Raw genomic sequence first — 14,904 nt, 5'->3', positions numbered from 1 at the left:
GCGATTGGCGGGTCTTGCGTTACGGCGGAGACCCGCTTTTCGTGTATGCACGATAATGCAAAAACGTCGGTCGATAGTGCAAGATACAAAATACCGTTTGGTAGGTAACTTTGGATAAAATAGCGGAGTATTTTCGTGATTTTATTGCCGCAAACATAAAACATACAAGGAGCTGACTGTGGCCAATCTGCTGCTCGCCGTGATTTACATCGCCTTCATCAGTCTGGGTCTGCCGGACGCGGTGCTCGGCGCCGCATGGCCGACGATGAGCGGCGACCTGCATGCGCCGATTTCCTGGGCGGGTGGCATTTCCATGACGATTTCCGCCGGCACCATCGTGTCCGCGCTGCTATCAGACCGCATGACCTTGCGGTTCGGTGCAGGCAAGGTCACGGCAGTGTCCGTTGCGTTAACGGCGTTCGCATTGTTCGGCTTCTCCATCTCGCCGAATTACTGGATGCTGCTGCTCTTCGCCATTCCGTACGGCTTGGGCGCGGGCGGCGTCGATGCGGCGCTCAACAACTATGTGGCAATCCACTACGAAAGCCGTCACATGAGCTGGCTGCACGCCATGTGGGGCTTGGGCACTCTGCTTGGCCCGTACATCATGGCAAGCGCATTGGGTGCCGGCCATGGCTGGGCGTGGGGCTACCGGACCATCTCCATTCTGCAGGTCGTGCTCACCGCGGTGCTGGTGCTGAGCCTGCCGTTGTGGAAGGCGCGTAAGACCGTCGAACCGCAGCGGACGAGTGAAACCTCTTCCGTGCAATCCGCGCAGTCCGAGCAATCGGAAGGGGAAACAGCTGACCGGCGCAAGCCGCTTGGTATTCGCGGTGTGCTCGCCATCCGTGGCGCCCGCGAGATCCTCGTGATGTTCTTCTGCTATTCCGCGCTCGAATCGACCGCCATGTTGTGGGCCAGCAGCTATATGGCGCTTGGCAAGGGCATCGACAAGACCACGGCGGCCATGTGGGGAAGCCTGTTTTGCATCGGCATCACCGTCGGACGTCTCGCCAGCGGTTTCCTGACCATGAAACTGAACGATCCGGCCATGATTCGTCTTGGCCAGGCGTTGGTGCTGACCGGCATCGTCATCATGCTCCTGCCGTTGCCGCACAATATCGGCACCATCGCGGGACTAATGGTCATCGGTTTGGGCTGCGCGCCGATCTATCCGTGCGTCATCCATTCCACTCCTGCTTATTTCGGCGAGGACAAATCGCAGGCCATCGTCGGCATGCAGATGGCTTGCGCCTATGTGGGATCGATGTGCATGCCGCCGCTGTTCGGGCTGATCGCGCAACATGTTTCGGTCAACCTGTTCCCGTTCTATCTGGTGGTGTTCCTGGCGCTGATGGTCGCCATGCATGAGACTTTGCGCCGCAAGTGCGGCGACCGTGCGGCCGCCTGACGACGCCATATGTGAGACGCTCGAATGTGTCAGCCGGGCGGTGTGCTCGAATGAGCCGACGACGGTGGATGACGAGCTTTCCGCCGGTTGTGGATGATGTCTGAAGGCGATGCCATAATCGAACGTATGTACGAATGCATGGACTTGTTCTCGGAGCCTACCAAGGCCTGGTTCAAGCATGCGTTCAATGCTCCGACGGAGGCGCAACGTTTGGCATGGCCGGCCATCCGTTCCGGCGAGAACGTATTGGTGGTGGCGCCCACCGGCTTCGGCAAGACATTGTGCGCCTTCCTTTCCGCAATCGACCGTCTGATGACGAAGGAGGGCGATGACTTATTGCGGACGTCCGGCGGTGGGGACGGCACGGCTGAATCCGATTGCAATGCCAAGAAACGCAAACCCGTCCGCGGCGTCAAGGTCCTGTATATTTCGCCATTGAAGGCTCTGGGCGTGGATGTGGCCAAGAACCTCCAAGCGCCATTGGCCGGCATCGCCGGACAGTGCGAGGCGATGGGATTGCCATCGCCGAAAGTCAGCGTGGGCATACGAAGCGGCGACACCACGCCGCAGGAACGGCGCAGAATCGTCAGCCATCCGCCGGATATCCTCGTAACCACGCCAGAATCGCTGTTCCTGCTGCTCACCTCCAAGGCGCGACGGATACTTTCCGCCGTTGATACCGTTATCGTGGATGAAGTGCACGCCATCGCGGGCTCCAAACGTGGCGCGCACCTGGCGCTGAGCTTGGAACGATTGGAAAGCCTTGCCGGCCGGTCTGTCCAACGCATCGGGCTTTCCGCCACTGTGGAACCGCCGGCCGAAGCCGCACGTTTCCTTGGCGGCATACGGCCGGTACGCGTCATCAGACCCGAATCGCACCCCGACATGGATCTGAAAGTGGTGGAACCGCTTTCGGCCATGCGCGATCCCGTCTCCGACGACGCAGGGCGGAGGGCAGGCGCCGTGAAACTTCCGAACCGCCATACCACGCATATTTCCGGGGTGAGTCCTGCCATGGAAGCATTGGCGGAACGTAAAGGACTGACTTCGGTCGGGGGAGACGAACATACCTCACGGGTTTCAACCGGAGGTTCGGTATGGCCGGCCATCGAACGCAGCGTGCTTGACGAAGTGCTGAAACACCACACCACCCTCGTGTTCGTCAACTCCCGTGGCCTTGCGGAAAAACTCACCGCACGGCTCAACGACCTGTATGCGCAATTGTGCACATCCCGGAAAACTGGGTCTGAAACCGCCGTCAAAGCGGACGCAGGGCGGGATGCGCTGTCCGACCGTAGGCTTGGCCGAACGGACTTGAGTGTGTCGGACAACGCATCCCAGCCGGAGTCCACAGCCAGTGATTCCACCCAGCCGTATCCGGATCTGGGCTCCCCGGAAGGCCGTGAAGGCTTCGCCAAACACTACGATTCCGTGGTCGGATCCACCACCATGCTGGTCTCCTCGCATGCGGACGCCGACGCGATCGCCATGGCGCATCATGGTTCCGTTTCCAAAGACCGGCGCAAACAGATCGAAGAGCAGCTCAAACGCGGCCAATTGCGTTGCGTGGTCGCCACATCGAGCCTTGAACTCGGCATCGACATGGGTTCAGTGGATCTGGTCATCCAGATCGCACCGCCATTGTCCGTGTCCTCGGGATTGCAGCGGGTGGGGCGCGCCGACCACAAGGTCGGGGGAGTCTCGCATGCACTGTTCTACCCGATTACACGAGAGCAAATCATCGGCACGGCCGCAAGCATCGAATGCATGCGCTCCGGAGACATCGAAACACTGACCATTCCATGCACCCCCTTGGACGTGCTTGCCCAGCAAACCGTCGCCGCCGCGGCGATGGATGATCTGAAACCAGACGACTGGTACGTGACCGTGCGCAAGGCCGCGCCATTCGAAGATCTCGACAGAACCATGTTCGATGCTGTGATGGGCATGATGACCGGTGCCTACAACGGCGAGGATTTCTCCGCCTTCCGACCTCCATTGCAATACAACGAAGAGGCGGGTCTCATCTCCGCGCGCCCTGGCGCTCAACGACTGGCCGTGACCAGCGGAGGCACCATACCCGACCGAGGAACCTACACCGTGGTGCTTCCCGAAGAAGGCTCCGGACCGGGCCCACGCAAAGTGGGGGAGCTGGATGAGGAAATGGTGTACGAATCCCGGGTTGGAGACGTCATCACCCTCGGCACATCGACCTGGCAGATCCAGGAAATCACCCGGGACCGTGTGGTGGTGGTTCCTGCTCCAGGGCGTACCGCCCGACTGCCGTTCTGGCATGGCGAAGGCGACGGGCGGGACGCGGCATTCGGACGGTCCCAAGGCCGATTCATACGCGATATGGCGCAAGGACTACGCGCGGAAGTCTCGGACGGCATCGCAGGAGACAAGACCAGCCGATTCGACACGACAACAATCGCACGTCTACGTCGTGACGGATTGGACGACAACGCCATCGGCAATCTTGCCGACCTGCTTGCCGAACAGCGCGCCGCCACGGGAACGATTCCCAACGACCGTGAGCTGGTCGTCGAACGCTGCCAGGATGAAGAAGGCGATTGGCGTGTGATCGTCCACTCGCCATACGGCAGACGCGTGCACGAACCATGGGCCATGGCCATCACCACACGTATCAAACAACGATACGGGTTCGATGGGCAGGTATACGCGGCCGACGACGGCATCATCATCCGCCTCCCGGACGGCGACGGCAACCTGCCGATCCGCGAGCTGCTGCTGTTCGACACGGAAGAGCTGCAACGCATCATCGAAACGCAAGTCGGCGAAAGCGTGCTGTATGCCGCACGATTCCGAGAATGCGCGGCGCGATCGCTGTTCCTGCCACGCGCCAACCCCGGCAGACGCGTCCCCTTATGGCAGCAGCGGCTGCGCGCGGCGCAACTGCTCAACGCCGCCCGAACTCGGAAGAACTTCCCGTTGCTGTTGGAAACCGCACGCGAATGCCTACAGGACGTGTACGATCTGCCCGCGCTGAAACATGTGATGTCCGGATTACGCTCCGGCGTCATCTCTTTGAGCGAGACCGTCACGGAAACGCCGTCGCCGTTCGCGGAAAACATGCTGTTCGGATACGTGGGCGCGGTCATGTACCAATACGACGTGCCGCAAGCCGAACGCAGCACGCAACTGCTGTCCATGGACCCGGAAGTGCTGGAACGTCTTCTGGGAGCCACGGACATGGCTTCGCTGTTGGATGCCGACGTCATCGCGCAGGTTGGGAAGGAGCTTGCCGGACGGACGTTCTGGAACGATTTGGACGAGACCGACATTGCCGGCCGTGTGGCGCGATATGTCAAAACGCATGGCCCATTCACCGCGGATCAGATGATCGCCGAACTGGGATTGGACGCTGTCCAAGGCGTACGCATGTTGGATGAATTACATGCCAAAGGCGAACTGCTGAAAGGCCATTTCGTCGATGATGCGGCCGGAGCGGACGCCAATGGTTCCGATGATTCAGCATCGGAACGGTCACCTCGGCAAACGCCCCAGCAATGGCTCCACAAAGACGTGTTTCGGCGTATCCGCGCGCTTTCGCTTGCCAAGGCACGCAAAGCCATCAAGCCGGTGGAACCGGCCGTCTATCAGGCGTTCCTGTTGGACAGACAAGGTGTCGGACCTGTGGGTGGCGCCCGATATGAAAGCGTCGACGGGCTGATGCGTGTGATCGAACAGCTTGAAGGCATATACCTCAACGCCTCCGTTTGGGAATCCTCGGTCTTCCCCGCACGCGTTCGCGACTACCAACCGAGTATGTTGGACGAATTGCTCGCATCCGGAGACGTGGTATGGGTCGGCTCCAAAATCAATGGTTCCAACGCCAAGGAAGCCGGCGGCATCGCATTCCATCCAGCTGATTCACGGCTGCTGACGAAACCCGGCGAACAATCGCAGAACAATGCCTATAGTGCCGGAACCATGACCGTGCCGGAGACGATACTTGCCGTATTATCGAATGGGGGAGCCTTCCATGCGCGGCAGCTTTCCACAGCCGCCAAAGCCATCTGGCAGGAACATGCGGAAGTCAACGTGAATCCTGAAACAGGGGAAATCATCCTTCCCGCATGGGGCGAAAGCCAGTTCGAGGAAGCCTTGTGGTCCTTGGTATGGCAAGGCAAAGTGACGAACAGTTCATTCGCTCCCGTTCGGGCCTTGACTCAAGGCACGGTTTCAGTGCGCGCGCCACGCACTGCCGCACGCAGACGCGTACGGATCCACGCCTCGACACCGGCGACGCTCGGTGGATTATGGTCCGCGGTCGACTCGTCCCGGACCAGTCCAATGGCGATACCGGATCAAACGGACGATACCGCCGGCAAACCAACAGCCGGCATCGAGGAATACGACATCGCATTGATCGAATCGCTGCTCGACCGATATGGCGTGATCGCCGCTCCGCTAATCGACAAGGAGCAGGTCGCAGGCGGATTCTCCGGACTATACCCGGTACTCAAACGTATGGAAGAACACGGCAATCTGGTCAGAGGCATGTTCGTCAAAGGATTCGGAGCGGCCCAATTCGCCGGACGTGACACAGTGGACGCCTTGCGCGGCGACGACGAGGCGCGCAGCCAATCCTGCGTGGCGCTCGACGTGACCGACCCGGCCAACCTGACAGGCTCCGCGATCACATGGCCCGAACAACACCATATGAAACCGGCGTGCAGAGCGGAATCGGTCATCGTGCTCGACCACGGCATGCCGGTGCTGTTCGCCGTGCCGAAAAGCCACAGAATCGTCAGCTTCACCGATGACGAGCGAATATTGCAGCCGGCATGTACGGAACTTGCCTATGCATTGCAGCATCAGTCCAAGGGCAGCGTCAGCTTCGCCGAAATGAACGGTGAATCATTGAAGGAACGCAACGAATACAGACGTTTGCTGCATGCTGCCGGGTTCGTGGACAGCCCACAAGGCATGAAGCTATATGGCTGAACCAAGCCGGAGGCACTTTCACCCAGCCTGCTCATTCAACCTGGCGGCCCAAGTGCGCAAAACGGGAAGGCCCTGAACCGGAAGAAGAACCAGTCCAGAGCCCCGCCAATCGATTTCGTCGAATCAGCCGACCACCGCAATCGGCGCCGACAGATCCGTACCGGAACCATCGCGTCGCATATCAGGCTTCGGCAATTCCACAGGAGCGCCGCTTTGCGTGGAAGCATGCAACGGATACGCGCCCACGAACGCGAGAATCAACGTATCCTGCCCCTTGAGGAATCGCTGCGAACGCACGCCACCCGTACCACGGCCCTTCGTCGGATACATCTCCAACGGCGTGACCTTCGCGGCACCGTTTTCAGTGCCAGGCAACGCTTCGGAATCGCCGGCAACCGTCAACACCACGGCTCCGGAAGCGGAGAACAGTCCATTCTCGCCTTCTTCGTAATTCCATGTCACCTTGCCGTCAGGCACCACCGCGAACGCGGCCGCCGAACACCCCTCAGCCAGACGAATGCCCGCCATGCCGCCAGCGGTACGGCCCTGCGGACGCACATTCTTCGCTTCGAACGTCAACAACGAGGAATCGGTGGACACAAACACCAGACGATCCTCATCACGGGCTTCGGCAGCGGCAAGCACTTCGTCATCATCCTTCAAATCGATGACGCTCCACGAATCCATTGTGGTCGGAGATTCACGGTTCCAACGCTTGACCACGCCGTTGCGGGTGCCCAACGCCAAAGGAACAAGCTGACCGTCGTCATCCGTGGACGGCATATCAATCGCAGCAATCACCCGTTCGCCGCGGATCGGATCGGTGTTCTCCGTCATGCCCAGCAGTTCCTCGGCCTTCACACCACCCGTGACACTGAGCGGCCCATCCGCGGAAACCTTCGGCAATTCGACCACATGGGCCAGCACCAGACGACCCGCTGAAGTAACCAAGCCGTATGAGGAACGTGTGGACGTGCGGAACATCGAAACGATCTGATCATCCTTGGCGCGTCCGTCGGAAGCCGAACGATTCTCCCAACGTTCCACCGCATCCTCGGAAGTGCGTGCGATCAGGCCCGTGGCGGACAGCATCACCGCGCACGGCTCGTCATCAATCTGCAGAGCCGATGCGGTGGCATTCTCATCGCCGGCTTTCTTTGCGGCCTTTGCGGCTGCGGCGACATCGGCTGCTGCGGAGGATACGGTCGCGGCGGCGCGCGCGGCAGCCATCGCGTTTGCAGAGACGCCATCATCGCCATGCGCCACAACAGGCGTCAAATTGCCTTCCTCATCCTCATCCAGCAGCACCGTGCGCCGGGGAGTGCCGTATTTGGCCACGGCGTCATCCATTTCGTCAATGACCACGCCGTCAAGCGCCTCATCGGAAGCAAGAATGCGTTCAAGCTCTTCGATACGCCGCTTCAGGTCGTCGCGTTCCGCCTCAAGCTCGATACGACTCATCTTGGTCAGACGGCGCAGCCGCAAGTCAAGAATGTACTGTGCCTGAATCTCATCCAGATCGAATACGGCGATAAGCTTTGTTTTCGCGGCCTCGGCATCATCAGAAGAGCGAATCACCTGAATGACTTCATCGATGTCCACCATGGCGAGCAGCAAGCCCTCCACCAAGTGCAGCCGCTCAAGCGCCTTCTTCCTGCGGAATTCACTGCGTCGGCGGATCACCACACGACGATGGTCCACCCACACCTGAAGCATTTCCTTCAATCCCATGGTGTGCGGACGGCCATTGACCAACGCCACATTGTTGATGGTGAAATTGTCCTGCAACGGCGTGTGTTTGAACAGCTGCGCCAGCACCGCGTTCGGATCGAACCCGGTTTTGATTTCGATGACGAGGCGCGTGCCGTTATGCCGGTCAGTCAGATCGATGGCACCGGAAATGCCGTCCAGCTTACGGTTCTTCACACCTTCGGAAATACGTTCCAACACACGTTCCGGACCCACCATGAACGGCAGTTCCGTCACGACGATGGCCTTTTTGCGAGCCGTCACGTTTTCGATATGCGTCACGGAACGCGTGGTCAACGCGCCACGACCCGTCTCGTACGCCTCGCGGATGCCCTTGCGGCCCACAATCACGCCGCCGCCCGGCCAATCCGGACCCGGCACGTAGCGCATCAACTCCTCTAACGTCGCGTCGGGATGGCGCATAAGATGCTTGGCTGCGGCCACCACCTCGCCAAGATTGTGCGTGGCCATATTCGTGGCCATGCCGACGGCAATGCCGGAACCACCATTGACCAGCAGGTTCGGAATCGCGGCAGGCAGCACAGTCGGCTCCTGAAGCTTGTTATCGTAATTCGGCGTGAAATCGACGGTATTTTCGGCGATATCGGCATTCATGCCCAACGCGGCCGGCGCCATACGAGCCTCGGTATAACGAGAAGCAGCAGGACCGTCATCGAGAGAACCGAAATTGCCGTGACCGTCCACCAATGGCAGCCGCATCGCGAACGGCTGCGCCAAACGTACCATCGCCTCGTAAATCGCGGAATCGCCATGCGGATGGAGCTTGCCCATCACTTCGCCAACCACACGCGCCGACTTCATATACGGCCGGTCCGGATTGAGGTTCATCTGACCCATCTGATAGATGATGCGTCGTTGCACCGGCTTGAGACCGTCCCTGGCATCAGGCAGCGCTCGGGCGTAAATCACCGAATACGCGTATTCGAGGAACGACTTGCTCATTTCCTCGTTCAACGGCGTTTCGACGATGTTCTCCTTGACCGTACGCGGGTCAAAGGCTGGTTTTGCCGGTTTGCGGTGCGACACCATGCGGTGGTTCTCCTCACGGAAAGGTTATGGTAATCAACCTAGCAATATTACCAGCTGGTACTGCCGCGGTGCTTGAATGGGAACCATGAGTGTTGAAGTGCCCGAAATCGACCAGCTGCTAGCCATGACCAGTCCGGCACGATATGGCGACGAACTGCCGGATGAGGGCGGCCGCGGCGGTGCTCTTCACCTATCCTCGGTACTTCCCGCCATTTCCAGCGCCATCGGGCATCCGATTCCAACGGCCATCCATGCCGATCCGAAACGACTCCAAGAGGCACTTGGCCTGCCGGACGCGCGTTCGGCAGTCGTGGTCCTGGTGGACGGTCTCGGATATTGGAACATCAATATGAGATTGGGACATTCACCCTATCTACGGTCGCTGATGGCGGATGGCGTTAACCAGCGGCCAATCGCCACATGCATGCCCAGCACCACCGTGGCCGCAATGTCCACGTTCGGCACCGGCACATGCCCCGGATTAACCGGCATGACGGGATATACGCAGCTCAATCCCGACAATGGCGAAATCTGCCAGCTCATCTCTTTCAAAAACGCGCCCGCACCGCTGAAACTGCAACAGCAGCCGACCATATTCGAACGATTGGCGGAACAGGACGTTCGCGTCACCAGTTCGGGACTGCCGAAATTCGCGTTCTCCGCGTTGACTCAGGCGGCGTTACGTGGCAGCGACTACATCTCCAATGACGATCCACGCCGACGTATCATGACCGCGGCGAAAGCGGCGAACACGCCCGGACTGACATACGTGTACCTGCGCGACGTGGACAAGATCGGACACAATTACGGCTGGGACTCCGACAAGTGGATCGGCACATATGAGCGTATCGACGCCCAGTTGTCTTTGCTGCGTCGAAGTGTGCCGAAGAACACGCTGATCGTCATCGTGGCGGATCATGGCATGATAACCGCCGACCCGGAAGCCTGCATCGACATAGCGTCCGAACCCCAGCTGATGCGGGGCGTCGCGAATGTCGGCGGCGAACCACGCTGTGTCATGCTTTATGGCGAGGATGGCGAGAATCCGGAGGACATCGCCGCTCGTTGGCGTGACGTGCTGGGGGAGCGCGCCCAGGTGCGCACCCGCCGGCAGGCAATCGAGGAAGGCGTCTACGGACCAGTCGATGAACGCGTCAAGTCGATGATCGGCGATGTGGTCGTCTCCGCTGCGGGCTCTACCACCATTGTCGATTCCCGCACACAGGCGGAGAAGGCGATGCATCTGCCCAGCGTGCACGGGTCGCTGACCTACATGGAATCTGATATTCCATGCCTGATTGACGTGGCTTGATCGAATGATCCGAACGTCTGAACGGATGTTGCCGTGGGATGTTAGGGAACGTTAATCAGTCACCGAACAGAATTTCATCCCAACTCGGCACTGCGGAGCGTCCTGCACGGCGCTTCGATTTGGTGGTGCTCTGACTATGAGGATCGGATGATGCCATCTTGGACTTATCGGACTGCTGCTCGCCGGCGGATTGCGTGTTTTGCGAGTTTTGGGCAGGTTCCGTCGTTGAAGGGGCGGGGTGCTGCGTCGTCGCGATTTCCGGACGGTTCGGCAGCGGAACGGTCGCCGATGGCTGAGTCTCAACGGTGGTCTTGATATTCGTGGCTTGTGGTGCAACCGGTTCCGGAGCATTCCAAGCGGACACCGTCTGTTCGATACGTGCGGAACGTGCGGAATCGCCCGGCAAATTCAATGATGCGAGAAAATTCTGGTCGACCTGCTTCTCGGCGTGTCCTTCCGTCGGCGTGTCTTGTTCGCCGATGAGCTTGCGTGCCGTTGCGTTCAGACAGTTGACCGCGTTGTCATGCATGTTCCAAGACCATTCCGCACGGGCGGCATGACCTGCGGAATCGAACTCCGCGGTAATCTTCCACGGTTCCAAACCGCGTCTGGTGGCCTTCCACCGCACATCCTCCAACCGTACGTGGGCTGCGGCGAAAGTGCGTTCGATCAGTTCGGAAAGCGTGCGCACACGGCTTTCCTTCGGCGCGGGAACCGCCAGGAACTGTTCGATCGCATATTGCTTTTCGGTTTCCACCGCCGCCGAGAAACGCCGAACAAGCGCTTCGCTCAACGAATATCGCTCCGCCACGCGGGTCGGATTGGCTCCGGCTCGAATCAAGGATTGGATTTGGGAGATCGGCAGCGTGGAAGGCGCTTGCTGCTGACGCTCCTCTTGGGTTTCGGTGCGAATCTGCTTTGCCTCCAAAATGGCTCTTTCAAGCGCTTCATCGACCTTGACGGCGAATTTGCCGGCACCTGAAACAAAGACGAGCTCACCGGTTTCACTCACATGATCGAACCGTGCATCTTCGAGCGCATTCTCAGGCACAACACACCACTTTCCCTTAGATTTTTCTATTAATTCTATTGTGCCCCACGTGTCGGATTTTACGAGTATTTCAATTCGTGTATCCTAGCGGGGGAAAAGTCATGTATTCTATGGCGCATAAGCACCATAGATGACGAAAGGAATCTCGATGGCACAGGATTATGATTCCCCGCGCAACAAAGACGAGGACGAGGAGTCGCTCCAGGCTTTGAGCAAGGGTTCTCAGAACAATTCCAACGATATGGACGATGACGAGAACGCCATTGCCGAAGACTACGAGCTGCCGGGCGCCGATTTGAGCAATGAGGACGCTTCGGTGACCGTCATTCCGATGCAGGGCGACGAGTTCATCTGCTCCGAATGCTTCCTGGTGAAGCATCGCAGCCAGCTTGCCTACACTACCGACGACGGACAGCCGGTATGCAAGGAGTGTGCGGCCTGATGGCGTTCGACGAGGCATACAACGAGCCGGAAAACGTCGAGGTTCTGGTAAAGTCGCTGGATCCCGGGCAGCCGGCTCAGCTGCATTACGCCCATGCCGGAGACGCCGGTGCCGATTTGCGCACCACCGAAGAAGTGACGTTGAAGCCGTTCCAGCGGGCGCTGGTGCCCACGGGAACGGCAATCGCATTGCCTGCCGGCTATGTGGCGCTGGTGCATCCGCGTTCGGGACTCGCCGTCAAGCAGGGCGTCACGGTGCTTAACGCGCCGGGAACCATCGACGCTGGGTACCGTGGCGAAATCAAGGTGCCGTTGATCAACCTCGATCCGGAACGCGCCGTGACGTTCCATCCGGGCGACCGCATCGCACAGCTGGTCATCCAACGCTACGTCGAGGCAAAATTCATCGAGGCGCAGACCCTGCCCGGATCCGACCGCGCGGAACGTGGCTTCGGATCAACCGGCGTTGCGTCCTGACGGGACTGCAATACACAAAGACCGAGGATGTATCCGGCCGTGCAACACGCGGCCGGATACATCCGTCATATGGTGATGCGCGGGTACTATAGGGTACATTCCAAGCGAGGAGGAGCGAAATGAGCGACATGGATCATGAGGTTCGTTCGGCCAGAATGTTGGGCTGCGAGATCAGCACGAATCCGCTTGACCCGCTTGAACCAATCCTCAAGATGTGCGAATACCACCATCCCGACGAGGACATGAGCATTCTCGCGAGAGCCTATCGGCGCGCCGTCACCCAGCATTCGTCGCAACGGCGTAAATCCGGCGAACCGTACATCATCCATCCGCTTGCAGTGGCGCAGATCCTCGCCGATCTTGGCATGGGGCCGCTGGTTGTGGCAGCGGGCCTTCTGCACGACACGGTGGAGGACACCGACTACACGCTCGACGAATGCCGCGCCGAATTCGGCGACACGGTGACCGGCCTGGTGGACGGTGTCACGAAGCTTTCCAAAATGGAATACGGCGATTCCGCCCAGGCCGAGACCATCCGCAAAATGGTGGTGGCGATGAGCCGCGACGTGCGCGTATTGGTGGTCAAGCTCGCCGATCGTGTGCACAACGCCCGCACATGGCGTTACGTCAAGCAGTCGAACGCGCAGAAAAAGGCACGTGAAACGCTGGATGTGTATGCGCCGCTCGCCAACCGTCTTGGCATGAACGCCATCAAAACCGAGTTGGAAGAACTCAGCTTCAAGGTTCTGTATCCGAAGATCTACAACGAGATTGTGGTATTGGTGGCCCGTCGCGCCGGACAACGCGACGTGTACCTGAAGCAGATTCTCGCCGAAATCAATGAGGATCTCGACGAACAGCACATCAAAGCCTATGTGACAGGCCGCCCGAAGGACTACTTCTCCATTTACCAGAAGATGATCGTGCGCGGGCACGATTTCGCCAACATTTATGATTTGGTGGGCGTGCGTATCATCGTCGACACGATTCAGGACTGCTATGCGGCGTTGGGTGCCGTGCATGCGCGGTGGAACCCTGTTCCCGGCCGTTTCAAAGACTATATCGCCATGCCGAAGCTCAACATGTACCAGAGCCTGCACACCACGGTGGTCGGCCCCGGCGGCAAGCCGGTGGAGATTCAGATCCGCACGTGGGACATGCACCGCCGCGCGGAATTCGGCATCGCTGCGCATTGGAAGTACAAGGAGAACGGCCAAGCCGGACGCGCGTTGAGCTCGCCTGACAAGTTCGACCGCAAGCGTGGCGAAAACCAGGAGCTGAGCGAGGCCGACAACCTCAAATGGATTCAGCAACTTGCCGACTGGACGAGCGAAACGCCGGATTCCGACGAATTCCTTGGCTCCCTCAAAGAGGATTTGGGCGCGGCAGAGGTCTACGTGTTCACGCCGAAAGGCAAGATCGTCTCGCTTCCCGCCGAAGCCACTCCGATTGATTTCGCTTATGCGGTGCACACCGAAGTCGGTCACCGTACCATGGGTGCGCGCGTGAACGGACGATTGGTGCCGCTTGATACCAAGCTCGAGAATGGCGATACCGTTGAAATATTGACATCCAAGTCCGAATCCGCAGGTCCGTCGCGTGATTGGCTGAGCTTCGCCAAGAGCCCGAAGGCACGCAACAAGATTCGTCAATGGTTCAGCAAGGAACGCCGTACCGAAGCCGTCGAGGAAGGCCGTGACGAGCTGACGCGCGCCATGCGCAAGCGCAACCTGCCAATCACCACGCTGCTGACTCCGGAAGCATTGGTGGGTGTCGCCGACGAGTTGAACCTTGCCAACGCGGAAGCCGTGTTCGTGGCGATTGGTGATGGCCAGATCTCCACGCAGAACGTCATCTCGCATCTGGTCCGTGACGCGGGCAGTGACGAGGTGGATGAGGAAGTCGAGCAGGAGGCGTTGCCGCTCAAGCAGGTGGAGCGTACCAAGAAGACCACCAGCTCGCTCGGCATCTCCGTTAAGGGTGTGGGTGACATCTGGGTCAAATTGGCCCGATGCTGCATGCCGGTTCCTGGAGACAAGATCATCGGCTTCATCACCCGCAACCAAGGCGTGTCCGTGCATCGCGTGGACTGCCAGAACATGCTCGAACTGGAGAAACGCCAGCCCGAACGTGTGGTGGATGTGCAGTGGACCAGCACCAAGGGCGTGTTCATGGTCAAGATCCAGGTCGAGGCGCTTGACCGTCCGCATCTGCTGAGCGATGTGACACGCGTGCTGTCCGACCACGGCGTGAACATTATCTCCGGCTCGATTTCCACCGGCACCGACTGCGTGGCCACCAGCCAATTCAGCTTCGAAATGGCCGATCCGCAGCATCTGAACACTCTGCTCGCCGCCGTGCGTAAAATCGAAGGCGTGTTCGACGTGTACCGCATCACCGGCGCGAAGGATTCCGCGGAACCGCGACTGCGCAAAATGTGAT

Annotated in this window: 8 protein-coding genes; 6 read left to right on the top strand and 2 right to left on the bottom strand. The window is 59.4% G+C overall.

Going from position 1 to position 14,904, the window contains the following annotated elements; genetic code table 11:
- The first annotated feature begins 178 nt into the window (after positions 1–178).
- Positions 179–1,411 (top strand): MFS transporter, encoded by a 1,233-nt coding sequence (locus BAD_RS05385; RefSeq protein ID WP_011743370.1) that lies wholly within the window; start codon positions 179–181, stop codon positions 1,409–1,411.
- Between the two features lie 126 nt (positions 1,412–1,537).
- Complete coding sequence (locus BAD_RS05380) at positions 1,538–6,382, top strand: DEAD/DEAH box helicase (protein WP_167524181.1); 4,845 nt, start codon at positions 1,538–1,540, stop codon at positions 6,380–6,382.
- Between the two features lie 123 nt (positions 6,383–6,505).
- Here BAD_RS05380 and BAD_RS05375 read toward each other — a convergent pair whose 3' ends face one another.
- A complete protein-coding gene (locus BAD_RS05375) occupies positions 6,506–9,181 on the bottom strand; it encodes a DNA gyrase/topoisomerase IV subunit A (RefSeq protein WP_011743368.1) in 2,676 nt (891 codons plus the stop codon).
- A gap of 85 nt (positions 9,182–9,266) precedes the next feature.
- Here BAD_RS05375 and BAD_RS05370 point away from each other — a divergent pair, with 85 nt between their 5' ends.
- Positions 9,267–10,493, top strand: coding sequence for an alkaline phosphatase family protein (locus BAD_RS05370; protein ID WP_172458553.1), 1,227 nt, complete (start codon positions 9,267–9,269; stop codon positions 10,491–10,493).
- A 55-nt stretch (positions 10,494–10,548) separates the two neighbouring features.
- On the opposite strand, the gene sepH is transcribed toward BAD_RS05370, so the two are convergent.
- The gene (sepH, locus tag BAD_RS05365) at positions 10,549–11,544 is read right to left on the bottom strand and encodes a septation protein SepH (protein ID WP_011743366.1); all 996 of its coding nucleotides are present in this window, start codon (positions 11,542–11,544) and stop codon (positions 10,549–10,551) included.
- 148 nt (positions 11,545–11,692) lie between these two features.
- On the opposite strand from sepH, the gene BAD_RS05360 reads away from it, so the two are divergent.
- From BAD_RS05360 to BAD_RS05350, 3 genes are all read left to right on the top strand, one after another.
- Positions 11,693–11,986 carry a DUF4193 domain-containing protein gene (locus tag BAD_RS05360; RefSeq protein WP_021913807.1) on the top strand — a complete coding sequence of 98 codons (294 nt, stop codon included), beginning with the start codon at positions 11,693–11,695 and terminating at the stop codon, positions 11,984–11,986.
- Positions 11,986–12,462, top strand: coding sequence for a dUTP diphosphatase (gene dut / locus BAD_RS05355; RefSeq protein WP_041777347.1), 477 nt, complete (start codon positions 11,986–11,988; stop codon positions 12,460–12,462). Before BAD_RS05360 ends, dut begins: the two co-directional genes overlap by 1 nt.
- Before the next feature lie 119 nt (positions 12,463–12,581).
- Positions 12,582–14,903 carry a RelA/SpoT family protein gene (locus BAD_RS05350; protein WP_041777346.1) on the top strand — a complete coding sequence of 774 codons (2,322 nt, stop codon included), beginning with the start codon at positions 12,582–12,584 and terminating at the stop codon, positions 14,901–14,903.
- Position 14,904 lies beyond the last annotated feature (1 nt).

The organism is Bifidobacterium adolescentis ATCC 15703, from assembly GCF_000010425.1.
GTDB classification, from domain to species: domain Bacteria; phylum Actinomycetota; class Actinomycetes; order Actinomycetales; family Bifidobacteriaceae; genus Bifidobacterium; species Bifidobacterium adolescentis.
The sequence above is the reverse complement of the archived record's forward strand: the minus strand, read 5'-3'. Positions and strand labels throughout refer to the sequence as shown.

Coding starts and splice junctions, on each gene's coding strand:
- BAD_RS05380 (WP_167524181.1), top strand. CDS start 1,538: ATGTACGAATGCATGGACTTGTTCTCGGAGCCTACCAAGGCCTGGTTC.
- BAD_RS05375 (WP_011743368.1), bottom strand. CDS start 9,181: ATGGTGTCGCACCGCAAACCGGCAAAACCAGCCTTTGACCCGCGTACG.
- BAD_RS05370 (WP_172458553.1), top strand. CDS start 9,267: ATGAGTGTTGAAGTGCCCGAAATCGACCAGCTGCTAGCCATGACCAGT.
- BAD_RS05360 (WP_021913807.1), top strand. CDS start 11,693: ATGGCACAGGATTATGATTCCCCGCGCAACAAAGACGAGGACGAGGAG.
- dut (WP_041777347.1), top strand. CDS start 11,986: ATGGCGTTCGACGAGGCATACAACGAGCCGGAAAACGTCGAGGTTCTG.
- BAD_RS05350 (WP_041777346.1), top strand. CDS start 12,582: ATGAGCGACATGGATCATGAGGTTCGTTCGGCCAGAATGTTGGGCTGC.